25 protein-coding genes and 1 riboswitch are annotated in these 21813 nt (G+C 52.0%); of the genes, 16 read left to right on the top strand and 9 right to left on the bottom strand.

Going from position 1 to position 21813, the window contains the following annotated elements:
- Positions 1 to 138 precede the first annotated feature (138 nt).
- Entirely contained in the window at positions 139 to 783 is a 645-nt protein-coding gene (msrA, locus tag TH19_RS11530; RefSeq protein ID WP_114102516.1) for a peptide-methionine (S)-S-oxide reductase MsrA, read from the bottom strand.
- Between the two features lie 13 nt (positions 784 to 796).
- A complete protein-coding gene (locus tag TH19_RS23075; protein WP_258547927.1) occupies positions 797 to 1108 on the bottom strand; it encodes a hypothetical protein in 312 nt (103 codons plus the stop codon).
- Here TH19_RS23075 and TH19_RS23250 point away from each other — a divergent pair.
- The gene (locus TH19_RS23250; RefSeq protein ID WP_367575489.1) at positions 990 to 1301 is read left to right on the top strand and encodes a hypothetical protein; all 312 of its coding nucleotides are present in this window, start codon (positions 990 to 992) and stop codon (positions 1299 to 1301) included. The two genes, TH19_RS23075 and TH19_RS23250, sit on opposite strands and share 119 nt — an antisense overlap.
- A 6-nt stretch (positions 1302 to 1307) precedes the next feature.
- Here the strand turns inward: TH19_RS23250 and TH19_RS11520 are convergent, their stop codons facing one another.
- The 3 genes from TH19_RS11520 to TH19_RS11510 all read right to left on the bottom strand — a co-directional run bounded on the left by TH19_RS11520 (position 1308) and on the right by TH19_RS11510 (position 3853).
- Positions 1308 to 2369, bottom strand: a complete 1062-nt coding sequence (locus TH19_RS11520) for an SPOR domain-containing protein (RefSeq protein ID WP_181846396.1) — start codon at positions 2367 to 2369, stop codon at positions 1308 to 1310.
- 478 nt (positions 2370 to 2847) lie between these two features.
- A complete protein-coding gene (locus TH19_RS11515; RefSeq protein ID WP_114102513.1) occupies positions 2848 to 3240 on the bottom strand; it encodes a hypothetical protein in 393 nt (130 codons plus the stop codon).
- Positions 3241 to 3370: 130 nt separating this feature from the next.
- A complete protein-coding gene (locus TH19_RS11510; protein WP_258547926.1) occupies positions 3371 to 3853 on the bottom strand; it encodes a tetratricopeptide repeat protein in 483 nt (160 codons plus the stop codon).
- Positions 3854 to 3965: 112 nt separating this feature from the next.
- Between TH19_RS11510 and TH19_RS11505 the strand changes: the two genes are divergently transcribed.
- Entirely contained in the window at positions 3966 to 4700 is a 735-nt protein-coding gene (locus TH19_RS11505; protein ID WP_258547925.1) for a DUF4126 domain-containing protein, read from the top strand.
- An 83-nt stretch (positions 4701 to 4783) separates the two neighbouring features.
- Here TH19_RS11505 and thrS read toward each other — a convergent pair whose 3' ends face one another.
- Positions 4784 to 6721 (bottom strand): threonine--tRNA ligase, encoded by a 1938-nt coding sequence (gene thrS / locus TH19_RS11500; RefSeq protein ID WP_114102512.1) that lies wholly within the window; start codon positions 6719 to 6721, stop codon positions 4784 to 4786.
- 388 nt (positions 6722 to 7109) lie between these two features.
- On the opposite strand from thrS, the gene TH19_RS11495 reads away from it, so the two are divergent.
- Positions 7110 to 8300, top strand: coding sequence for an MFS transporter (locus tag TH19_RS11495; protein WP_114102511.1), 1191 nt, complete (start codon positions 7110 to 7112; stop codon positions 8298 to 8300).
- 80 nt (positions 8301 to 8380) lie between these two features.
- Here the strand turns inward: TH19_RS11495 and TH19_RS11490 are convergent, their stop codons facing one another.
- Positions 8381 to 9070: a DUF599 domain-containing protein gene (locus TH19_RS11490; RefSeq protein ID WP_258547924.1), complete on the bottom strand. Its 690-nt coding sequence runs from the start codon at positions 9068 to 9070 to the stop codon at positions 8381 to 8383.
- Positions 9071 to 9270: 200 nt separating this feature from the next.
- Between TH19_RS11490 and TH19_RS11485 the strand changes: the two genes are divergently transcribed.
- The 3 genes from TH19_RS11485 to TH19_RS11475 all read left to right on the top strand — a co-directional run bounded on the left by TH19_RS11485 (position 9271) and on the right by TH19_RS11475 (position 10982).
- Positions 9271 to 9756, top strand: a complete 486-nt coding sequence (locus tag TH19_RS11485; RefSeq protein ID WP_114102510.1) for a hypothetical protein — start codon at positions 9271 to 9273, stop codon at positions 9754 to 9756.
- Positions 9757 to 9837: 81 nt separating this feature from the next.
- The gene (locus TH19_RS11480; protein ID WP_258547923.1) at positions 9838 to 10632 is read left to right on the top strand and encodes a peptidoglycan DD-metalloendopeptidase family protein; all 795 of its coding nucleotides are present in this window, start codon (positions 9838 to 9840) and stop codon (positions 10630 to 10632) included.
- Positions 10632 to 10982: a DUF1491 family protein gene (locus TH19_RS11475; protein WP_114102508.1), complete on the top strand. Its 351-nt coding sequence runs from the start codon at positions 10632 to 10634 to the stop codon at positions 10980 to 10982. Before TH19_RS11480 ends, TH19_RS11475 begins: the two co-directional genes overlap by 1 nt.
- Before the next feature lie 71 nt (positions 10983 to 11053).
- Here TH19_RS11475 and TH19_RS11470 read toward each other — a convergent pair whose 3' ends face one another.
- Complete coding sequence (locus TH19_RS11470; RefSeq protein WP_114102507.1) at positions 11054 to 11374, bottom strand: peptidylprolyl isomerase; 321 nt, start codon at positions 11372 to 11374, stop codon at positions 11054 to 11056.
- A gap of 193 nt (positions 11375 to 11567) precedes the next feature.
- Between TH19_RS11470 and yaaA the strand changes: the two genes are divergently transcribed.
- Both yaaA and TH19_RS11460 read left to right on the top strand, forming a co-directional pair.
- Positions 11568 to 12344, top strand: coding sequence for a peroxide stress protein YaaA (gene yaaA / locus TH19_RS11465; protein ID WP_114102506.1), 777 nt, complete (start codon positions 11568 to 11570; stop codon positions 12342 to 12344).
- Between the two features lie 24 nt (positions 12345 to 12368).
- Positions 12369 to 13433 (top strand): glycosyl transferase family protein, encoded by a 1065-nt coding sequence (locus TH19_RS11460; RefSeq protein ID WP_114102505.1) that lies wholly within the window; start codon positions 12369 to 12371, stop codon positions 13431 to 13433.
- Positions 13434 to 13506: 73 nt separating this feature from the next.
- Here TH19_RS11460 and TH19_RS11455 read toward each other — a convergent pair whose 3' ends face one another.
- Positions 13507 to 14049, bottom strand: coding sequence for a DUF924 family protein (locus TH19_RS11455; RefSeq protein ID WP_114102713.1), 543 nt, complete (start codon positions 14047 to 14049; stop codon positions 13507 to 13509).
- A gap of 151 nt (positions 14050 to 14200) precedes the next feature.
- Positions 14201 to 14393, top strand: a riboswitch (cobalamin riboswitch).
- 169 nt (positions 14394 to 14562) lie between these two features.
- Between TH19_RS11455 and TH19_RS11450 the strand changes: the two genes are divergently transcribed.
- The 8 genes from TH19_RS11450 to TH19_RS11415 all read left to right on the top strand — a co-directional run bounded on the left by TH19_RS11450 (position 14563) and on the right by TH19_RS11415 (position 21769).
- On the top strand, positions 14563 to 15357 hold the full coding sequence (locus tag TH19_RS11450) for a DUF4198 domain-containing protein (protein ID WP_114102712.1): 795 nt from the start codon (positions 14563 to 14565) through the stop codon (positions 15355 to 15357).
- Between the two features lie 18 nt (positions 15358 to 15375).
- Positions 15376 to 16053 (top strand): cobalt transporter CbiM, encoded by a 678-nt coding sequence (gene cbiM / locus TH19_RS11445; RefSeq protein ID WP_114102504.1) that lies wholly within the window; start codon positions 15376 to 15378, stop codon positions 16051 to 16053.
- Positions 16046 to 16657: a cobalt ABC transporter permease gene (locus TH19_RS11440; RefSeq protein ID WP_114102503.1), complete on the top strand. Its 612-nt coding sequence runs from the start codon at positions 16046 to 16048 to the stop codon at positions 16655 to 16657. Before cbiM ends, TH19_RS11440 begins: the two co-directional genes overlap by 8 nt.
- Positions 16654 to 17451, top strand: a complete 798-nt coding sequence (cbiQ, locus tag TH19_RS11435; RefSeq protein ID WP_114102502.1) for a cobalt ECF transporter T component CbiQ — start codon at positions 16654 to 16656, stop codon at positions 17449 to 17451. The genes TH19_RS11440 and cbiQ overlap by 4 nt, the downstream gene beginning before the upstream one ends.
- A complete protein-coding gene (locus TH19_RS11430) occupies positions 17435 to 18172 on the top strand; it encodes an energy-coupling factor ABC transporter ATP-binding protein (RefSeq protein WP_114102501.1) in 738 nt (245 codons plus the stop codon). The genes cbiQ and TH19_RS11430 overlap by 17 nt, the downstream gene beginning before the upstream one ends.
- 44 nt (positions 18173 to 18216) lie before the next feature.
- Positions 18217 to 19680 (top strand): MFS transporter, encoded by a 1464-nt coding sequence (locus TH19_RS11425; RefSeq protein WP_114102500.1) that lies wholly within the window; start codon positions 18217 to 18219, stop codon positions 19678 to 19680.
- A 39-nt stretch (positions 19681 to 19719) separates the two neighbouring features.
- A complete protein-coding gene (locus TH19_RS11420) occupies positions 19720 to 21207 on the top strand; it encodes a right-handed parallel beta-helix repeat-containing protein (protein ID WP_114102499.1) in 1488 nt (495 codons plus the stop codon).
- A gap of 124 nt (positions 21208 to 21331) precedes the next feature.
- Positions 21332 to 21769 (top strand): MerR family transcriptional regulator, encoded by a 438-nt coding sequence (locus TH19_RS11415; protein WP_114102711.1) that lies wholly within the window; start codon positions 21332 to 21334, stop codon positions 21767 to 21769.
- The last annotated feature ends 44 nt before the right edge of the window (positions 21770 to 21813 follow it).

Below are 21813 nucleotides of genomic sequence, written 5' to 3'. Positions count from 1 at the left end.
GCCCGGCATATCTTTTGGTATGTCCTTTGCCATATGTATAGATCAGAGAATATACCTATGGCAAAATATGACAAGCATCTGATTTGTATCAGTTTGATGTCATTCGGACCGTTTCTGACAACCTGTCAAACCTGTTGATTACATTCCGGGGCAGGAAACGCCCGTGCCGCCCAGCCCGCAATATCCGTCAGGGTTCTTGTGCAAATACTGCTGATGGAAATCTTCGGCGTAATAGAAGGTCGGTGCTTCAGCCACATCGGTCGTAATATTGCCTTGGCCCGCGGAATTCAACGCGCCGTGATAGGCATCACGTAACGCCGTTGCTGCCAAATTCTGCTCAGGGCTGGTGACATAGATAACCGAGCGATATTGCGTACCGATGTCATTTCCCTGACGCATCCCCTGGGTCGGATCGTGGTTTTCCCAGAACAGCTTTAAAAGCTGCTGATAGGAAATGACGGCCGGATCAAATACCACCAGAACGACTTCGGCGTGACCTGTCATGCCGCTGCAAACTTCGCGGTATGTCGGATTGTGTGTATATCCGCCCGCGTAACCGACGGCGGTACTCCAGACGCCTTGCGCCTTCCAGAAAAGACGTTCAGCACCCCAGAAACATCCCATACCAAACACGGCGACTTCCAGATTGTCAGGGAAGGGGCCAACCATCGGGTTTCCGGTGATAACGTTGCGTTCAGCAACAGCAATGGCTTCGTCGCGCCCGGGCAAGGCGTTATCAGCAGTGGGCATTTGTGCTTTGTCGGATTTTAGGGCGGAAAGCATGTCTTTCACCTGATCAAATTGGATGTTTGTGATGCAATGTAACCCAGCGCACGACAATAGCAATTCCCCTGTTGATCAAATGTCTTTGAACATTCTTTTTGTGTGCCCAAATGCCCGGTTGATAATGCGCGCGCGGGATACCGGCGATAAAATCACAAGGTTTTGTTTTGGGAAAAAGACCACGTTTGAAATCAATGGCTTTGATGGTGACTGGGGCGCTAAGTTTGCTAGTCGGCCTGATATTTCTGCCTTTGCCGCCACCGTTTTTTGGGATGGTATTTATTGCTATTGGTTTACCAATGTTGGCCGCGGGATCAAAACGCACGCGACGTTTGATCCAGTATCTTCGATGGCGATACTATCGACATAATGAAAAGGTGGAGTATCTGCTTGAAAGGCTGCCCGGATTCTTGCGTCGTCACGGGGATAAGACGAGGCCGGATGTTCTCGTTCGAATGCGTAAGCACTCTGCCTTATCCAAAGACGCGGTTGTTGAAGTCGTGAAACGTGAAAATTAATAATAATCAGGGTGTTACGCGACGAATTAAACAGTCGACACCAACCGACTTCAGCTGCCCACATGCGGTTGTTGCCTCGGACTTTGCGGCATACTGCCCGGTCAGCAGACGGAAGAACAATCCTTTGCCTTCAATCGCGATGCTAATGACTTCGTGCGGGGCATTGTTCAGAACCCCGCGTGAAGATGCCCGGAATGTCGTCCATGCTGTTTCCGCGCGCTCGCGCGAACGATATGCCGCCAACTGCACCGCATAGTAGGGACCATTCACAGCACTGGGTTGTTTTGGTGCAATATTGGCAGATTTTACTGGCGTGGTCGGGGGCTGAGTACGCTGTGCAACCGATTGTGTGGAAGATTTTGACGCCATTGGCAACTCTATCATCGAAGCGGCTGGCGCTTCTTCCCGATCTGCGATTTCCAGTTGGCCTTGTTCTGTCGGGCGCGAATTGCTTGCGACGACCGCGCCTTCATGTTCAACAGTCGCGCTTGCGCCGGAAATTGTCGGTGCGCTTACAACTGGTGCAGAAACAGGTGTCATGGATGGTTGTTCTGCAGGCGCAGCAGTGCTTGCAATAACAACGGGCGTCATTTGCTGTTGTGGTGTTGCGGGCTGCATTGCAACAGTCGATACCGTCGACGCAGCGGGAACCGGTTCTACCGGATTGCGGCGTTCAACCATGGTGAGTTTGGCCGTGTTGTCACTGACCTCCATCTCCATACGTTCGATTGGTTTTGTGCTGTCTTCGGGTTCAGCTACGACAACGCCACCGGTTTCATAAAAACGACGATCACGTTCAACATGCGGAGGGTCCGGAAGATCAGGGCCGGGGGCAACCGTGGCCGCAGCAACGACCGTTTCGATTTCAGAGGAACGGGCAAATTGCGGCGCCGTTGTATCCAGCGCGACAAGCCGACGCTGCGCAAGTGCGTTAACGTTGCCAGACAATTTAACGCCCTGACCGCAATCGAGATTGATTTTGTTCTCGGGCGGTGAGGCGGTCAGCCAAACATAGAGCTTCCGGGCACTTTCATATTGGCCATCAATATCAAACGCAATGGCCTGCATCAGGTTTTCCTGAGGCGTGCGATCAAGAGAAATTTCTGTATTGGTGGCCTGTTTAATTTCTGTCGTGTTTGCCTGCCCGAAAAACACTCCGCATGCCGCATGATTGAATGCGGCGTCCATTTTTACAGTGCTATTGCTGCCGGACACCTTTGGGGCGGCCATACTTGCAGTTTGTTCGGTAGATGTTCCGAACAAAGACGAGCCGAAATCATCGGTGCTACAAGCTGACAGAAGCGGCAAGAGTGCTGCGGCTGTAAAACATACCCTGCGGAGCGGGAAGTCTTTATTTGTTATCGCAGCTTTTGTTTTCACGCTTCACCTGATGATCTCGTTTACGGCCATGGTTATAGCCAGCAAAACAGCACGGAGCAACTGTTGCAAGCGGCACCATTCCTGTCAAGCATCGTGAAAAATCAGGTGGATAATGGAAATTGCCAAGATGATTTGATCTTGGCATTCACGTTTGAATTCGGGCGGATCAACGGGTGATCATCGGGATCATGATACCGGCAAGGAGAACAAGCACAGTTATCGCAATGACGATATTGATGATGCCTTTACTTGCGCGATTGGCGGTTTCACGGGAAATTCCCTGATTGGTGCGACCATTACGGGTTGCCCGTGACGCGCCGGTCGAACTGTCAGAGCTTTCTGCGGTCAGGATTTTGATGACCTGCTTCTTGTCTTTGCGGGATGCCTGATCGTATTTGCTTTCTACAATCCGCACTTCGGTATTGTTTTTGTTGGTCAGCGCTTCTTTTGCGGAGTTCAGCGCCGAGGTGTAGTCCGAAAGGGTCGCAAGGTCCATTTGCTGGCCCGTTGAGCGGACACACACCACGGTATAGCTTTTACGCATTATTGCGTCAGACATGTCTTTTCCTGTCCTCAAACGTCAGTATCGCGGCGATATATGACGTTTTTGAAGATGATTAAAAAGATATCCTAACGAATAGGTTGGTGCTGGAAGTCATGCTTTCAATGGCAGTTGGTTTTCCGATGAATTAACTGCCGATTTTTCCAGCCAATTCCTTATATTCAGCACAGCCAGTTCCGCAAACCTGTTCCAGACGTGCCAGATTTTCGCGGGCCATTTCGGCTTTGCCGGTTTGCAGGAACAATTCACCTTGGTATTCAAGCGCACCGACATGTTCCGGGTTGATCATCAGGGCGCGCTCGTAATTCTGCGCGGCACTTTCAAAGTCACCCGTCTTGCGCTGGCTATAGGCAAGATAATTGAACAGGTCCGCATTGTCGGGATCGTCCTTAAGCATCATCTCGATCTTGTCAATCGCCATATCATACATGCCGGTATCAACAAGCTCGGATACTGCGGACAAGTCGGTCCCATCAGATGTCCAGGTGTTGGAGCTTCCCATGGCAAGTGCGCTGGTCGATGTTAGGGGCCCAGCCATAAAAACAGACATCGCAACAGCCGCGACGATTTTCGAAGTTTTACCCTTGCGGTTCATCGTCATACCTTTCATTGATCATCTTATGGCATCAATACGTGTGTCGGGACGCTCTGGATTTGTGATGTATCACAACTGTAAGTTTCTCGTAATCACTTGTTGGTGAAGAATATGTCAAAGAAAGGGCGTGTCGTTGGGAATTGTTGAAACGCTTGCACTCAGTATGGGCGGTGCATGGGCCAGTGGCGTCAATCTGTACGGGACGGTGGTCGTTCTTGGCATGATGGACAATCTCGGTTTCATCGATTTGCCATCCGATTTGCAGATTCTTGCCAGTTGGTGGGTGCTTGCGATTGCGATCTTTTTGTATCTGATTGAATTCGTCGCGGACAAAATCCCCGTGGTCGACAGCCTATGGGATGCGCTGCATACCTTTATCCGTATTCCGGCCGGTGCATTGCTTGCCGCAGGTGCTGTAAGCGGCCTTGATGTCGGGCTTGGCGAAGAAGCGCAAACCATGATCAGCCTGCTGGTTGGCGGGACTATTGCCGCAGGTAGCCATTTTACCAAGGCGGGAAGCCGTGCTGCGATCAATACATCACCGGAACCCGTGACCAACAGTCTCGCATCGGTTACCGAGGACGTCGCGGTGTTCGGGGCGCTTTATACGGTGGTGTTCCACCCGGCCATATTCTTTGTGTTGTTTGCAGTTTTCGTTCTTTTGCTGATTTGGCTGGTGCCGAAAATCTGGCGCTTTATCGGTGAGGTGTTTGGCAATGCGCGCCATCCGGCAGCTGCATACGGGCAGGCAAGTGCGCATTATTCGGGAGCAAGTGGAAACCAGTTAGGGAAGATTGATCTTTCCGGTGCAGGTAAAAACACGCAACTTCCGAAAAGTGATCCGAAATTACCGCCACGATAGGTTTGCAATTCGAGATATGAAAAAAAAGCCCGCAAGCAATTGCCTGCGGGCTTTTTTGATGTCTTTACCGATTATGGCTTAGATCAAAATTCGGCTTCGATCACGCGATCACGAATTTCGGTTGCCATTGCTTCGGCAAGTTCTTCAATGCCAAAGGTCTTCTGGTGCTGGAAACCGATACGACGAACCGACGCGGTTTTTTCCTCGGCTTCACGTTTGCCAAGGGCAAGGATCATTGGAACCTTGGCGTGGCTGTGTTCGCGGACCTTGTAGTTGATCTTTTCGTTACGAAGGTCAAGTTCGACATTCAGGCCTTTTGCCTCAAGCACAGCTTTGACTTCGTGGGCATAATCATCGGCTTCGTTGGTGATCGAACAGATAACTGCATGAACTGGTGACAGCCACAGCGGCAGGCGACCGGCATAGTTTTCAATCAGAATACCGATAAAGCGTTCAAGCGAACCAAGGATCGCACGGTGCAGCATGACCGGACGATGCTTTTCGCCGTCTTCACCCATATAGGATGCGTCCAGACGTTCCGGCAGAACAAAGTCGGCCTGAAGTGTGCCGCACTGCCAGTCACGGCCGATGGCATCACGCAAAACGAACTCAAGCTTCGGCCCGTAGAACGCGCCTTCACCCGGGTTGATTTCAAGGGCAAGACCGGCTTCTTCGGCCGCCTCGCGAAGGGCTGCTTCTGCCTTGTCCCAAATTTCATCGGAACCTGCACGCACTTCCGGGCGGTCCGAGAATTTGACCAGAATGTCGGTAAAGCCGAAATCCTTGTAAACGGACTTCAGAAGGTCACAGAAAATCTTGGTTTCCGAGACAATCTGATCTTCGGTGCAGAAGATATGCGCGTCATCCTGAATGAACTGACGAACACGCATGATGCCGTGAAGACCGCCAGACGGTTCATTTCGGTGACAGCAACCGAACTCAGCCATACGCAGCGGCAAGTCACGATAGGACTTGCTGCCCAGACGGAAAATCTGAACATGGCATGGGCAGTTCATTGGCTTAAGGGCCAGAACCTTTTCGGGATCATCTTCATCCGGGGTGGTGGTGAACATGTTCTCGCGGAACTTTTCCCAGTGGCCGGACTTTTCCCAAAGCACGCGGTCAACAAGCTGCGGCGTACGCACTTCCTGATAACCGGCATGATCCAGACGATCACGGATATAGTTTTCGACCTTGCGATAAAGCTTCAGGCCCTTGTCATGCCAGAAGACTGACCCTTGGGCTTCTTCCTGCATGTGGAAGAGGTCCATTTCGCGGCCAAGGCGACGGTGGTCGCGCTTTTCTGCTTCTGCAAGCATATGCAGGTAGGCATCAAGGTCTTCCTTGCTTTCCCAGCAGGTGCCATAGATACGCTGAAGCATCTCGTTATCCGAGTTGCCACGCCAATAGGCACCGGCAACCTTCATCAGTTTGAAGGCCTTGCCAATTTTGCCGGTCGACGGCGCATGCGGACCGCGGCAAAGATCAATGAAATCACCCTGGCGATAGCAGGTGATCGTCTCGGTTTCCGGAAGATCACGGATGATCTCGGCTTTGTACTTTTCACCCTTGTCGAGGAAGAATTTGATCGCTTTGTTGCGATCCCAGACTTCACGGACAATCGGTTCATTCCGTTCGATGATCTTGTGCATCTGCTTTTCGATCTGGACCAGATCGTCCGGCGTGAACGGCGTTTCACGAGAGAAATCGTAATAGAAACCGTTTTCAATGGACGGGCCAATGGTGACCTGCGTGTCCGGATACAGTTCCTGGACAGCTTCGGCCATCACATGGGCGCAGTCGTGACGGATCAGCGGCAGAACCTCTGCATGGCCCTTGGTCACGATTTCGATAGTCGCGTCAGTGTCAATCTCGCGCGAAAGGTCGCGTACTTTACCGTTGACGATGATGGCAAAGGATTTCTTTGCCAGCGAAGAACTGATGCTTTTTGCGACATCAAAACCCGATACCGGGCCGTCAAACTCGCGTACGGCACCATCGGGAAGGGTCAGGGCAATCATGGTTGGCTCAACTCTGCTTTAGCTGCGGGCATAATTCAGTAATGCACATATACAACCCGCATGTTTACGCGGGGTAAAGGCACAAGAAAAGGAATTTCAGGATGAGGTCAAGTTCGCTCTTTGAAAAAAGCGACTTTCGGGGCAGCACAAGACACCGAGCAGCCGACGTGGCGCGCAGTGATTGTATTGCTGATCAAGTTTTTGTCGGCAAAGCCGTGCATTGATACTATCCCGATAAGTGATGAGCCAATATAACAGGTGATACTTTCAGAGCAAGGCACAAGCACATGACATTTGCCATTTAATGGTCGGTTGGTGTTTGTGTGCGGTTGTTCTGCAACAGTTTTCAAAATAATGGCGCCACCAATGCCATATTAGGGAGCCCCAAATGTCCAGCCCGGAAGTTCGTCGGAATATTATATTCCTAAGTTTATGCGTCGCATTGTCTGCCAGTGCGATGTCACTGATTTTCACCGTTGCTGCGGTGATTGGCTATTCGCTGGCAGAAGACAAATCGCTTTCCACGCTGCCTGTGGCCTGCATGATGATTGCCATGATGGCGATGACGGCACCATCGGCCATGGTAATGGCCAAGTTCGGACGCAAGTTCGGTTTCTGGATGGGGGCCGGTATTGCGATGTGTGGTGCGTTTTCGGGAATGGGGGCTGTTTATTACGGTAATTTCTGGCTGTTGTGCATTGCGTGCGCCTGTATCGGTGCCGGGAATGCCATTGCCATGCAGTACCGGTTTGCAGCAGCTGAAGCAGCGCCGTCGGAATTCCGGGCGCGGGCGATTTCCTATACCATGCTGGGTGGCTTGGCCTCGGCCTTTATTGGACCGAACTTGGCAAGCTTTGCGCGCAATTGGTTTGAGACGGTTCCGTTTTTGGGAACGTTCGTTGCCCTGATCGGTTTGCAGGTGTTGCTGATCATCGTGATCGGCCAGCTCCGTCTGCCGGATATGCGTGGTCACAAGCATGAAGAACCGGCAAGACCGATCAAGACGGTTCTGGGACAGCCTGCGGTGATGGTTGCCATTGTTGCGGGCGCTCTTGGTTACGCCGTGATGAGCTTTGTGATGACTGCAACACCCCTTGCGATCCTTGATTGTGATTATGCGTTCGGGGATGCCGCATTTATCATTCAGTGGCATGTCGTGGGTATGTATGCACCCGGATTCTTTACCGGTAATCTGATCAAGCGGTTCGGGGCCCTTAAAATCATTCAGTTTGGGGCACTGCTTAATTTCATCTGTCTGGCAGTTGGCTTGTCTGGGCAGGATTTGATGGGGAACTTCTGGATCGCGCTGGTGATCCTTGGTGTTGCCTGGAACTTCATGTTCGTAGGTGCGACCACGTTCCTGACAGAAAACTATCGTTCTTCTGAACAGGCCCGTGTTCAGGCGATCAATGAATTTTGTGTATTCGGGACTGTGGCGGTTGCGTCCTTGTCCGCCGGGTCAATCTATTCCTGGTCAGGTTGGGCGACACTGCTTTATAGCGCGGCGCTGCCTGTTGGTTTGGTTCTTGTGATCGTTTCCGGCTATGCCATTCGTCGCAAGAAAGTGCAAACCGCCTGAAATTGGCGCTTGGTAATCTTAAAATAACAAAGGGCCGCGTGTGCGGCCCTTTTGCGTTTCATCTTTGCCATTTGTCTGGATCAATGATGCCCGGTCAGAATCTCCAACGCGTGGGATCGGAATTCACGATTATAAAGCACCAGCGTCACCCAGGTCGCACATATAATGAAGGCAACCGGATGATAGAACCAGGCCAATGCCGACAGCGCAAAGAAGTAGGCACGAATACCGCGGTTGAAATTATGGGCGGACATCATGCTCATCCGCGACGCACGCGCAGCCGCACGGGCCGCATCCGGTTCACTTGGTTCAGGTGCAGCACCAATCAGGATCGAACAATAGTTTGATAGCCGGAACGCCCAAGTGAATTTGAAAAATGCATAGATAAAGATCACGATCAAAAGAACGACTTTGCACTCCCACACGCCCGCGGTTGTTTCAACAGCAAAGGGCAGGGCAGCGACCGTTGCAATGGCCTTTTCCGTGTAGCCAAGCAGGGCGACCAGACCGATCAGCACCAGAATGGTTGTCGAAGAAAAGAAACTGATGCCGGTAATCAGGTTGCCCGCGATTGAGGTATCGACCATGCGCAGATTGCGTTTAAGCATCTGCTCCATCCAGCGATGGCGATTGCGGGCCATGTGGGCCGAAATAGAACTGCGTCGTTTCGGTCCGGTATCGGCAAAAACAGTGTAACCAACCCACCAGGACAATGCCCAGCATATAGCAACGATATCAAGAACGGTAAAAGCAGGCATCGCGTCGTCCATACGTGTTCCGGAATGTAATCCCGATAGATTGTAATTATTTTATATCCTACTGACATTGCGTTATTCTTCGCAATCCTCTTTGCAAGGGCCTATATGGGCGAGATGTAAAACCTGCATAGCTGACCTTCTTGCGAGCAGCGCGGGTTGAGTTTTCCTGTAATCCAGAGTATCAGCAGCGCAAATTTTCATTGGAGACCGACATGAGCGATCTTGAAAACGATCTTGGCGAAGATATCGATTTCGAAGAATTTGAGGCGCATACCGAAAAGCTGCTGGACGAGGGTCGTACCAAAGACGATCTGTTCGAATTCGTTGGCTTTATGAACATCAACGAAGTCGGTACGCACATGATCGCGGCCGAGATGGTTCTTGATGAAGATGCCATCGACCAGATGAGCAAGAACCTCCGCAAGCTGGAAATCGATCTCGGACCGTTGGGCGAGCTTACGGGCGGCCTTAAAGGTGGCGAAGACGTCAAACGTGCCTTGGGTGCATTGTTCCTTGAACTGGTTGAGCTTTGCGAACTTGACGAAGATGACGAAGACGCAGGCGAGCTTTCCGAAGAATCGCTGCTGCTGTTGAATTTCATCAAACGCTTTAACCCGCAAATGCGCCGTTTGACGGTGGCGTTGACTGATACTGACGATGACGACGTATCGTGCGAGTACGAAGTCACCAACTGGTAAGACTTGCCGATCAGGCGATTTATCATGTAGGCAAAAGGCAGGGCTTTGTTCCCTGCCTTTTTTCGTTTCGGAGCTGCCACCGTGACCGCCTGTATGCCAATTCGTGCCGCCAAACGTTTCCAGACTTATCAGGATCGCCTTGCCAATGGACAGGAACCTGTTGCCAAAGCTGAAATGCTTCGGGACTGGTTGCGCCGGAACGGGGAAAAATTCCACTCGGTTCTTGAATGGGACCTGAAGACCAGCGCAAAGGTCGTCTATGAGTTTTCCAGGGACGGTGACGTTGTTCTGGGGGGCACCAGCGATCCGGCCCGTCAGACCGAAATCATGTGGCAGCAACTCGCCGATGCCAGCGCACCGGTAGGTGTCGGCAGATATCGTGAAGATCGCATCTGTTATCAGTCAGAACAGTTCAAGAATGATGGCGAGGCACGCAGCCAGCATCTTGGTATTGATCTGTTTGCACCGGCATATACATCAGTCTTTGCGCCGCTTGACGGTGTGGTCCACAGCTTTGCCGATAACAACCTGCATCTCGATTACGGTCCAACCATCATTTTGCAGCATGAACCGGCCGACGGTATCCTGTTCTATACGCTTTACGGTCATCTGAGCCGTGATTCGCTGGATGGTCTATACAAGGGCAAGGAGTTTGCTGCGGGTGATCTTTTGTGCCGGTTCGGGGATTTCCCGATTAATGGCGACTGGATCCCGCATCTGCATTTCCAGATCATTATCGATATGCTTGGACGGGAAGGGGACTACTTCGGTGCTGCCAAGCCGTCGGAATGGGATATCTGGACAAGCATATGCCCTGATCCCAACCTTATCCTACAGATGCCGGAAAACGTTGTTGCCACGCGGGAAGGTGTTTGATGCAGCCCCGATTGAAGGCCGGTCTTTGGGTGCGCGGGCAAATCGCCATTTGTCAGTCAAACCTGATCACGGCAATGGTTGCACACAAGGGCAACGAGGAAGCCGGTGCGGTATTGTTAAAGCTGAACCGTTTTGAGTCCGGATGTTTTGTCTATTCGCGTGTGACGACACTTGATGGCGATTTGGGCTGGATGCTGGTCGCAGGTGGGCCGGATGGTGGGCGAGAGACCGAATTTAATTGCGACGAATATTGGCGCAAACAGATCAGCTTTGATCGGGATGTCTGGGTGCTGGAGATCGAAGATCACAAGGGGCAGTATGAACTTGATGCGCCGATTGTTGATTTCTGATTGCTGACGATAAAACGAAAAGGCTGGCAACATCTGCCAGCCTTTAAGTGCTTTCGCGATGCGCCTTGTAATCAGGCGGTACGCTGCAACAGGTGGTAACCGAAATCGGTCTCAACCACGTCGGAAGTCGAACCGACTTCCATGCTGAATGCAGCAGCGTCGAATTCCGGAACCATCATACCACGGCCAAAGAAGCCAAGGTCGCCACCCTGCTGACCGGACGGGCAATCAGAGTTGGCTTTTGCCAGTTCTGCGAAATCGGAACCGTTTGCGATCTGGTCTTTAAGAGCATTGATTTCTTTCAATGCTTCATCTTTGGTGCGGGTGGCCGACGAACGTGCCGAACCGGCATACATCAGAAGAATGTGCGACGCGCGAACTTGTTCACTCATAACTGGTCCTTTCTTCCGTCAGGGCTTGCACCAGACGGATTTTCTGCAAGATTGGAAGTTTATGGCAACGCCAAGGGTCCAAATTCATGCATGGCTGTATACTCCCGTACATGAGCTTGGACCCTAGACATTGTCCATGCCTTGTGGCTTGTTACGACAAATTGATCCGAGATGAAAGAGAAGAGGCAGATTGATGCTTGCTGTTGTGTCCCCGGCCAAGAAGCTGGATTTCGAAACGGACGTGCCGGAAATGACCGTTTCCCACCCCGCATTTCTGGACGATACCGAGGAACTGATTGAAGTTGCGCTGGAAAAAAGCCGCAGCGATTTGATGAAGCTGATGGGCATCAGCGAAAACCTTGCAGATTTGAACTATCAGCGCTTCCAGCATTTTTCACGGCCGTTTGATCGTACCAACGCAAAACCGGCGATTTATGCCTTTCGCGGAGACACCTATGTCGGACTTGATGCCGACACCATGAAGGCCGCGGACATCGATTGGGCGGAAAATCACTTTCGGATGCTTTCGGGTCTTTATGGCCTGTTGAAGCCGCGCGATTTGATGCAGCCGTATCGTCTTGAAATGGGAACGCGTCTTGCAAACCCGCGTGGTAAGGATCTGTATGCCTTTTGGGGTGACAAGATCGCGACCGAGATCAACAAGCTGACCGAAGGACACAAGGATCGCAGCCTGATTAACCTTGCATCGACCGAATATTTCAAATCGGTCAAGACCAAGCTGCTTGATGGCCCGGTCATTACGCCGGTCTTTAAGGAAGTTAAAGGTGGCGCGGCAAAGGTTGTCGGCTTCTCAGCGAAACGGGCGCGTGGCATGATGGCGCGTTACATGATCGACAATCGACTGGAAAATCCGCAAGACCTTAAAAAATTCAGCGTTGATGGTTACTGCTACCAGGATGACCAGTCAAATGAGACCGAGTGGGTCTTTACCCGCGTTCATGATCAATAACGACAACTTTTGCGGTGATAACTGATGACCGACGAGCATCTTGAACAGCTCGAGGAAGATAATCCTCTACCTGAATCCCATCCGTTTTCAGGCTATCTGAGGACTTTCTTCAGGGGGCCGGGGCGTTCACGCAGTCTGACCCGCGAGGAAGCTTTTGAAGCGTTCTCGATGATCCTGCGTGACGAGGTCGAGCCGATCCAGCTTGGGGCATTCTTGTTGATGCTGCGCTATCGGGCGGAAACCCCGGAAGAGTTGGCTGGCATGATTGAAGCCGTTCGCAAGGCCGCACGCCTTGATCCTGACGATGGGCAGGATGCCGATCCGGCGGGGCAGCCGATGCTTGACTGGCCGTCCTATGCCGCCGGGCGCACCCGCGGATTGCCCTGGTTCGTGCTTTCGGCTCTTTTGCTGTCGCAAAATGGCGTGCCGGTTCTGATGCATGGTTATAACTCGCATCTTGTGAACGGCTTTGGGACCGAGGCGGCGATCAAGGCACTCAAACTGCCAATTGCCATGTCGGCCGAAGAAGCGCGCTCAGACATCGCGTCGAAAGGTTTTGCATATCTTCCGCTGCGTCACATGCATCCGAAGTTGCAGGAACTGATCGGATTACGCTCACTGTTGGGGTTAAGAAGCCCTGTTAATACGTTGTTGCGTCTTCTTAATCCGCTGCACGCGCGTGCGGCGTTCCTGGGTGTGTTTCATCCGGCATTTCTGGATGTGCATCGGGAAACCGGCAAGCTGCTTGAACTGCCCCGGATCGGTGTAATCAAGGGCGGTGGTGGCGAAGCAGAACGCACACCGTTCAAGCATGTTGATCTTCGGATGCTTGATAACGGTGAACTCTGTGACGTCCGCTGGCCTGCCTTGTTGTCTAAAACCGAAAAGGAAGTAGACGAACAAAGCCCCGTGACCTTGAAGCATTTTCTTGCCGTATGGCGCGGTGATGTCGAAGATGCCGCAGCCGAGGCCCGGATCAAGGGAAGTGCGGCGATGGGGGTATTCCTTGCCGGGAAAGCCGACTTTATCGACGAGGCAGAAACTTTGATCCAGCAATGGTGGGATAACCGTAATCGTAAAGTCGGTTAGTTATCCTTTTGCCTCGGATATAGTTTTGAAAAGATAAGAAAAAAGGGACGAGATTTCGTCCCTTTTTTCCGTTTTAGAACGATGAATTCGGTTCCTTAAGGAACGCCAGTTCGTCCGGGGTTGATGTTCGCCCGAGAATTTCATTGCGGTGCGGGTAGCGGCCAAACCGATCAATGATTTTTTTGTGTTTGATTTCAAAATCGTAATTGTTTTCAAGGCCGGGCTGATCAAACAGTCCCATGGCGACTTCGTGAATCTGTTCTGATTCCGAGTGCATATAGGGCATGTATAGAAACGCCCGTTCAGCCGGATTGGTCAGCTTTTTGTCAGCACCAAGGGCGACGGCTTCTTGTGCCAGAACCAGTGCGACGGGATCAGACCCGAAGGCACGGGGGGCGTCACGGAACATGTTTCGTGAAAACTGATCCAGCACGATGATCTCGGCCAAACGACCGTGGGCGGTTTTACGCCAATGGAAAAGTTCGCCGGCATGCGCGGCAGCATGGAAATCTGAAAACCGTTCTGTGATGTGGTTGTCAAGCGAGGTGTCTTTGACAAACCACTGTTTTTGTTCGAGTTCCTTGAACCAGAAAACCAATACTGTTTCAGGTTTCATGACGTCCATCCAAGATGAATTAAACAGGTCGCGCAGTATGAAAATGCAATTGCCAATCTTCGCGACAGGTATCGATCTGGTCAAGTCATGCCAGTGAAAAGATAATCCTTGATCAATTGGGCTAAGAGTTGACAGAGGCAGGTCGCCCATGGAATATGGCGTCGTCTTTGGTGTTGATCCGTTTGGATCAGCTTAAAAGGGAACGTGGTGCGTTAACGCAATGCCACGGCTGCCCCCGCAACTGTAAGCGGTCAGAGCATTACACATGCCACTGGTGAAAACCGGGAAGGCGTAATGTTTTTAAAACCGCGAGCCAGGAGACCTGCCTTTGACTGCCAGACGCGAATTGTCTGGTGCTGAACTGTTGGACGCCGGGGTGAGCGTCAGGTTGCAGGGAAAAGGCGGTGTCGTCATGAAACCGGTATCTTGCTTCCAGCCATCCTATCGTTCTTGAACCTAACTTTGCGCGTTGGGCAGGGCGCCTGCGCGCGTGTTCAAGGAATGGACGATATTATGTTTAAGTCACGTATTGCTTTCGCGCTTACCGCCTGCTCGATGCTGGTGTCAGTCGGTGCGCAGGCCCACTTTCAACTCGTTTACACGCCGGATGTGAATACAGGCAAGGCTGGCGATCAGGATGTGAAGCTGATCTTCTGGCATCCGTTCGAAAACGGACATGTCATGGATATGGGCGAGCCGCAGGAATTTTACGTCGTCAATCGAGGCGAAAAAATTGACCTGAAACCATCGCTGAACCCGATTACTTTCCACGGAAGTGAAAACGAAGCCAAGGCCTATGACGCAAAGCTGCCCCTAAAGCGCAGCGGTGATTACGTTATGGTGATCGTGCCAGAGCCGTATTACGAGGAAAGCGAGGACATCTATATCCAGCAAATCACCAAGTCATACGTCAATCGCAACGAAATTCCGACAGACTGGATGGAAGCACAGGGACTTAAAACCGAAATTCTTCCGCTTAATCGTCCGACCAATATCGTCGCCGGTTCGACCTTTACCGGTCGGGTTCTGAGCGAAGGCAAGCCAGCAGCCGGTGTCGAAATCGAAATTGAGTATATGGCTGCCGAACCGGATATGACAGCGAACAAGCCAAAGGAACCAACCGCATCACCAATGCCGGGAGGCGCTATTGTCGCAATATCGGACAATAACGGGTATTTCACCTTCGGCGTGCCAAAAGCTGGTTTTTGGGGATTTGCAGCACTTGGCAGCGGTCCGGACACCGAATTTCAGGGAAAAGAGCTTTCACAGGATGCAGTTCTGTGGGTTCGCGCCTATGATGTGAAATAGGCTTGGGGACATAGACACATGCATATTGTTGACGGGGCACTGGCTCCTGAAGTTCTGATCGGCGGCGGGGTGCTTGCCGTGGCGGGCCTTGGCCTGGGTTTGCGCAAGCTGCCGATCGACAAAATTCCGGCAACCGGTGTTCTGTCAGCGACGTTCTTTGTCGCATCGCTTATCCATGTTCCGGTCGGTCCTTCGAGTGTTCACCTGATCATGAGCGGCCTTGCCGGGCTTGTCTTGGGGTGGACCGCTTTTCCGGCACTTTTCGTCGGATTGTTGTTGCAGGCGATATTCTTTGGGTTTGGCGGATTGACCGTTCTTGGCGTCAATACCGTCAATATTGCATTACCCGCAGTGATCGCCGGCTTCCTGTTCAGGGGACTGGTTTCAAACACTAATCCCAAAGTCGCTGCGATCTGGGGCGGGTGCGCCGGGGCACTATCAATTGCCCTGACGACCTTGTTTGTTGCCATCTCCCTGACCCTGAGCGGACAGGCCTTTGTACCAGCAGCCAAGCTTGTGTTCTTTGCCCATATTCCAATTATGGTGGTCGAAGGACTTGTATCTGCGGCGGCGGTTTTCCTGATCTCGAAAGTCAAACCGGCCTTGTTGAATGCAAACGGGCAGGCGGGTGAATACGTATCGCAAAACAGTGCGATGGTAACGACGAGACAAGCCAATGAGGCAAATAATGGCTAAACTCGCAACAGCGTTCTTGTTGGCCGGGCTTGTTGTTTCATCCGGCGCCGCGCATGCCCACAAGGTTATCGCCTCGGTTTTTCCAAGTGGTTCAAATGTCGAAGGCGAAATCGGTTTTTCCAACGGTGATATGGCGGCCGATACCCTGGTCGAGGTTTTCGGCCCAGCGGGAAACAAGATCGACGAAGTCAAAACCGACAGTGATGGCTTCTTTGTTTATACACCTTCCCAAAAAGTCGATTTGCTGTTCCGCGCCGATCTTGGGGCTGGACACATTGCCGAAGCACGTTTTGCGATCGCTGATCTAAGCGATATCGCCGACATTGCAGTACAGTCGGGCGTAACCGGAAATGCTCAGCAGAAGACTGAGGCGAATTCCGATCCGGCAAAGGGCAATAGATCTGAAATCACGGCTGAGCAAGAAGCGGTCATTGCGGCCATCATTCGTGATGAATTGCGCCCTCTGCGCCGCGAAATCACGGCCTATAAGGAAAAGAACGATCTTCAATCGATTCTGGGCGGTATCGGCTATATATTCGGGTTCTTCGGAATTGCCTATTACCTTGCAGCAAGACGTTTGAGAGCCAAAGCAACCAAACCATGAGCCATTTGTTCGGGCATGACCAACCGCTTAGCGTGAAGGATAACGGGTTTAACCCGCGATCCTTTGTCGGGTCGTTTGATCCGCGCGTGCGGGTAGTTGCTGCCGGTTTGTTTGCCGTCATGGTGGTCGCGTTACAGCAGATCGAATTTGCCCTTATTGCGTTCGCCATTGCATTGGGGACGATGTTCCTGACCGACTTGCCGTTGCGTTTGACCTTAAAGCGTATGGCGGCCATGGATGGCTTTATTATTGTCATGCTGGTGATGTTGCCGTTCACCACGCCGGGTACACCGATGTTTTCCATGTTCGGGGCCGACGCCAGCAAAGAGGGGCTTTTGCATGCGGTCCTGATCGGCATCCGTGCAAATGCGGTTGTCCTGATGATGCTGAGCCTGCTTTCGGGCCTGACGCCGGTGACACTGGGTCATACGCTTTATCGGCTGCGTTGTCCGGCGGCATTGGTGCATCTTATGATGTTTACGGTGCGCTATATTTCAGTGCTTCATGATGAATATCACCGACTGCGGATGGCCATGAAATTGCGCGGCTTCAAGGCCCGGAACACCATTCATACCTATCGATCATTTGGCTATCTATTTGGCATGTTGCTCGTCCGGTCGCTTGAACGTGCAGAACGTGTTCTTGAAGCGATGAAATTGCGCGGCTTTAGCGGCCATTTTCCGATGATTGATCATCTGGTTTTCCGTCGGCGCGATGCCGCTCTTGGCGCGGGCTTCGTTGTTCTGATTGTTCTGCTTGTCCTGATGGATCGTGTTTATGTCTTCACTTATTGAACTAACCGATATTTCCTATGGCTATCGGGCTGGGCAGAATGTTCTGGACCGTGTGAAACTGTCGCTTTCCGAAAACGAGCGCCTGTTTATCACTGGTCCAAATGGCGCTGGCAAAAGCACGTTGTTGCGCATCCTTGTTGGCCTGATCAAGCCATTCGGGGGCGAAATCAGCGCCTTTGGTCAACGCCGCATATCCGAGGCTGATTTTCACGATTTGCGGTGCCGGGTCGGGTTTATTGTTCAGGACCCCGATGATCAGCTGTTTTGCCCAACGGTGGTCGAAGATATTGCATTCGGACCGCTCAATCTTGGCGCTAGCCGGGACGAGGCCCTGGCCATTGTGGATGAAGTTCTTGATCAGCTTCATCTTAAACACCTGCGCGAACGCATCACCCACGAACTGTCGGGTGGGGAGAAACGGCTGGTTTCAGTTGCCGCGGTTTTGGCCATGAAGCCGGATGTGTTGTTGCTCGATGAACCGACCAATGCGCTTGATGAAGAAAACCTGCATCGGCTCGAAGAAATCCTGATGGAATTGCCACAAGCAATGATCCTTGTGTCCCACGATCCGCATTTCCGACGGAAACTTGCAACCCGGACATTAGAGTTGCGGGCCGGAAATCTGACGCCGGCAAAGCAATTGGCACCCAAAAAGTGCACGGCATCTGATCGTGCACGCCAGCAGGACGAAGTTTCTGATCAATCAGCCGAAACCGTTTGATCGGGTAACCCTATTACTTGAACGTAGCCGGGATAACGCCAACCATGTCACCGTTTTCCATTGCTGCTTTTCGCCATCTGTTTTCCGCCCAGATTACATCCCTTGTCGGAACGGGATTGACGACTGTTGCGCTGTCACTTCTGGCTTTTGATCTGGCCGGGGCCGATGCCGGACGGGTTCTTGGTTCCATCCTTGTTTTGAAAATGGTGGCATATCTGGTCATTGCGCCAATTGCCGGGGGGATGGCGCATTTGTTGCCGCGGCGCGTCTGGCTGGTTGGCCTTGATGTCTTGCGGGCACTGGTGGTTTTGTGTCTGACTTTCGTTGATCAGATATGGCAGATTTTCGTTCTGGTGTTTGTTGTGAATGCCGCATCGGCCGCTTTTACGCCGGTGTTTCAGGCCATCATCCCCGAAATACTCGAGGACGAGAAAACCTACACCAAGGGGCTTTCCTATGCCCGGTTGGCCTATGATCTTGAAAACCTGATCAGTCCGGCACTTGCCGCTGCTTTGTTGTTTATCTGGTCGTTTGACAGTCTGTTTTTGGCAAACAGTCTGACATTTGCAGTGTCAGCAGTCCTGATTGTCACGGCAACTGTCCCCAAAGCCGCGCCAACCGATCGGGAAGGCGGTATCTATGCCAATACCCGTTTTGGCATTGTTGCATATCTTAAAACACCGCGTTTACGGGGCCTTTTAGCTGTTCATTTTGCGGTATCCTGCGTCGGGGCGATGATCATCGTCAATACAGTGGTTTTGACCCGTGCAGTGCTGGGCGGCAGTGAAATTCTGACAACCGTCTTTCTTGGTTGTGCAGGTGGCGGGTCAATGATCGCGGCCTTTGTCATTCCCCGCATGATTGATGTTATCGGCGAGCGCCGCCTGATGATGTCTGGCATCTTCTTGGCAGCTATGGCGATGATTGTCGGGGCTTTCGCGGCGGGTGCATCGGTGACAGTTGTTTGGATTTATGCTGCGCTTTGGATAGTTGCAGGCGCTGGAATGACATTTGCGCAAACGCCGGGTGGCCGGTTGATACAACGTTCCGCAAGTGCAGGGGACCGATCCGCGTTCTTTGCTGCCAACTTTGCGCTGTCCCATGGCGGATGGTTGATTGCCTATGGTGTGGTGGGTTGGCTTGGCAGTCTTGTTGATCTGACTACGGCGTTTTATGCATCCGGTGGCTTGGCCTTGGCCGGGGCGATTACCGCCTTGGTACTTTGGCCGAGGCAGGATCCGCTTGAAATCCATCACAGCCATCCGGGGTTCTGGCATGAACATCCCCACAATCATAACGATCCGCATCATGGGCATGGTCATGTACAAGCGTCGGAAGTTGTTGGGGAACGGGCCATGGATGATCATGGCAGCCACCCTCATGAACATTCACACGAAAGTGAATCACACCGCCATCGGCATTATCATCCACCGATGACACACAAACATCGGTTTGTGATTGATAGCCATCATACAAGGTGGCCTGTTGAAACCGGCGAAATGGTCTAGGTTTTGATTGATCACCATAAGTAAAAAAGGGGGCTTAAGGTGGAAGTTGTCTATGTTTCGAATGACGGTCAGGATCACTGGATTGATGCAAAATTGCGGTCAACCAAAACACTGGGCGAAGCCATTTGCGCAAGCAGGCCCGGACAGCTTATTCGCCTGATTGCCGGTACCTATGAAATTGATCAGCCCCTTGTATTCCCAAGAAGTGGCACACCGTGCCAGCCAATCATTTTGCGTGGCGAAACCGGGGTTATCATCAACGCAGGCAAACAACCCGATCCAAGTGTTTCTGCAAGCAATCCGGGACGTGATCGATTTGCTGTGTTTCAATTGATTGATATCGAACATATCAGGGTCGAACATCTGCGGATCATGCGCGCCTGGCCAAGTGCCGTTTATATCGAGAACAGTCGGGACCTGTGTTTCAAGGATATTGATATCTTTGAGGGAACCTATGCCTTCTACGCCAACGGAGTGCGTACTGAGGGCATCAAAGTCATGGAATGTCGCTGGGTTCAGGATACATCGATGTGGCGATCCATCCGATGGGATGAAATCCATGACGGCAAGGATGACGAAGGCAATGTGATCGAAGTTGCGTTCCGCTATTTGAACGGGGCGTTTTTCGGTTCTGATGATATTGCCGGCGATGTCGAGATTACGCACAACGATATTCGCGATTGCTACAATGGCATTCGGATGGATGTATCGAACGATAATCTTTCGGCACCGATCGGAACATATAACCGTGACGTTAGCATATTTGATAACCGCTTCAGCTATATCCGGGACAATCCCGTCGAGCCGGAGGCGACTGCACTTGGCTGGTGGATCGGACGGAACCGGTTCTACAATTGTCACAAGCTGTTCTCGCAGGACGGGGTTCGTGGCGGGTTCTGGTATTATTTTGCCAATATCTGCCGGTTCGACAGTCGTCCGGGTCCGGATGGTGATGAGAACAATGGCGGGGCGGTCTTCAAGCTTGGCAATGGCGGGGATATTCCGCAGCCGGATTATGTGTCAGCCTGTTTCCACAACAGTTTTTATCTGAGACAGAAATACATCAAAAAAGGCACAACACGCGGCCTGACCAATGCCCGCAACGCCATCGAACATGCGGATCCAACAGTATTGCCGCCAGAACTGATGCCGGTTGATCAGACCTTTTTCGGGGATGCTGCAAAGCTGCACCTGTCATCGGCATCGCCGTTGCCGGTGTCCTTTACGGGTGATCTTGCCAATCATCCGACCTATCCCGACGTTTTTGCCCCATACAAGGGTGTGCTAAGCGATCCGCGGCCGGCAACCGGGCCGCTATTTGTCGATGGGCTGGCAGGGGATTTCGATTTGCGTGAAACCTATCAAGTCCCCTATGACACGTCCCTTGATGTGTTGCTGCCCGACGGGAGTATCTGGTCGACCACCAAGGATCATTGGCCGGGCGCGATTACCGATGGCACTGTGATATCCGGACCGGAATATGTGCCGGTTGATCTTGATTACGTGCGCTCGTTGCCAATACCCTGATCGTGGCTACGTCATCGTAATCTGTGTGATGATGTGTTTTGTGTTTACGTTTGCGTAAATAGGTTGACTGGGGTGTCGGATTGTTGCGATGTTGACCTATTGCAGTCATCAAACAAGAAAAAACATGAACGACAAGCTTTACAGTATCACCGAGCTGGCTGAAGAATTCGATATTACGCCGCGCGCAATCCGGTTTTATGAAACCAAGAACTTGCTGGCGCCGCAGCGTGCAGGGGCAACCCGTGTTTATAACTATCGTGACCGGGCGCGCCTGATGCTTGTGTTGCGTGGCAAGCGTCTTGGCTTTTCACTGGAAGACATCAAGGAATATATCGATCTTTACGATGCCGATCGCACCAGGACAGAGCAACTTGCCCATCTGATGCTGGTCGGACGCCGCCGCATTGACGAGCTGGAACAGCAGCTTGAAGACGTGCAAACCACTCTGGCGGAGCTCCGCAAGATCGAGAGCGAGGCGGCTGACAGTCTGCGCGAAAAGGGCATCGATCCTGAAAAGGCACTGGCTGATATCAAGTCAAAACTGATTGCCGAAGGCGCCTGATGTTTTGGTGACAGTGTGCCGTCCTAAAATAGGTTGACGGTTTT

The organism is Thalassospira profundimaris (assembly GCF_003326675.1).
In the GTDB taxonomy this organism is placed as follows: Bacteria; Pseudomonadota; Alphaproteobacteria; order Rhodospirillales; family Thalassospiraceae; genus Thalassospira; species Thalassospira aquimaris.
The sequence above is the reverse complement of the archived record's forward strand: the minus strand, read 5'-3'. Positions and strand labels throughout refer to the sequence as shown.

Coding starts and splice junctions, on each gene's coding strand:
- TH19_RS11520 (WP_181846396.1), bottom strand. CDS start 2,369: ATGCAGGCCATTGCGTTTGATATTGATGGCCAATATGAAAGTGCCCGG.
- cbiM (WP_114102504.1), top strand. CDS start 15,376: ATGCATATTGTTGACGGGGCACTGGCTCCTGAAGTTCTGATCGGCGGC.
- TH19_RS11475 (WP_114102508.1), top strand. CDS start 10,632: ATGCAGCCCCGATTGAAGGCCGGTCTTTGGGTGCGCGGGCAAATCGCC.
- TH19_RS11485 (WP_114102510.1), top strand. CDS start 9,271: ATGAGCGATCTTGAAAACGATCTTGGCGAAGATATCGATTTCGAAGAA.
- TH19_RS11430 (WP_114102501.1), top strand. CDS start 17,435: ATGTCTTCACTTATTGAACTAACCGATATTTCCTATGGCTATCGGGCT.
- TH19_RS11415 (WP_114102711.1), top strand. CDS start 21,332: ATGAACGACAAGCTTTACAGTATCACCGAGCTGGCTGAAGAATTCGAT.
- TH19_RS11470 (WP_114102507.1), bottom strand. CDS start 11,374: ATGAGTGAACAAGTTCGCGCGTCGCACATTCTTCTGATGTATGCCGGT.
- TH19_RS11515 (WP_114102513.1), bottom strand. CDS start 3,240: ATGTCTGACGCAATAATGCGTAAAAGCTATACCGTGGTGTGTGTCCGC.
- TH19_RS11460 (WP_114102505.1), top strand. CDS start 12,369: ATGACCGACGAGCATCTTGAACAGCTCGAGGAAGATAATCCTCTACCT.
- msrA (WP_114102516.1), bottom strand. CDS start 783: ATGCTTTCCGCCCTAAAATCCGACAAAGCACAAATGCCCACTGCTGAT.
- TH19_RS11450 (WP_114102712.1), top strand. CDS start 14,563: ATGTTTAAGTCACGTATTGCTTTCGCGCTTACCGCCTGCTCGATGCTG.
- TH19_RS11440 (WP_114102503.1), top strand. CDS start 16,046: ATGGCTAAACTCGCAACAGCGTTCTTGTTGGCCGGGCTTGTTGTTTCA.
- TH19_RS11425 (WP_114102500.1), top strand. CDS start 18,217: ATGTCACCGTTTTCCATTGCTGCTTTTCGCCATCTGTTTTCCGCCCAG.
- TH19_RS11510 (WP_258547926.1), bottom strand. CDS start 3,853: ATGAAAGGTATGACGATGAACCGCAAGGGTAAAACTTCGAAAATCGTC.
- TH19_RS11490 (WP_258547924.1), bottom strand. CDS start 9,070: ATGGACGACGCGATGCCTGCTTTTACCGTTCTTGATATCGTTGCTATA.
- TH19_RS11455 (WP_114102713.1), bottom strand. CDS start 14,049: ATGAAACCTGAAACAGTATTGGTTTTCTGGTTCAAGGAACTCGAACAA.
- thrS (WP_114102512.1), bottom strand. CDS start 6,721: ATGATTGCCCTGACCCTTCCCGATGGTGCCGTACGCGAGTTTGACGGC.
- cbiQ (WP_114102502.1), top strand. CDS start 16,654: ATGAGCCATTTGTTCGGGCATGACCAACCGCTTAGCGTGAAGGATAAC.
- TH19_RS11495 (WP_114102511.1), top strand. CDS start 7,110: ATGTCCAGCCCGGAAGTTCGTCGGAATATTATATTCCTAAGTTTATGC.
- yaaA (WP_114102506.1), top strand. CDS start 11,568: ATGCTTGCTGTTGTGTCCCCGGCCAAGAAGCTGGATTTCGAAACGGAC.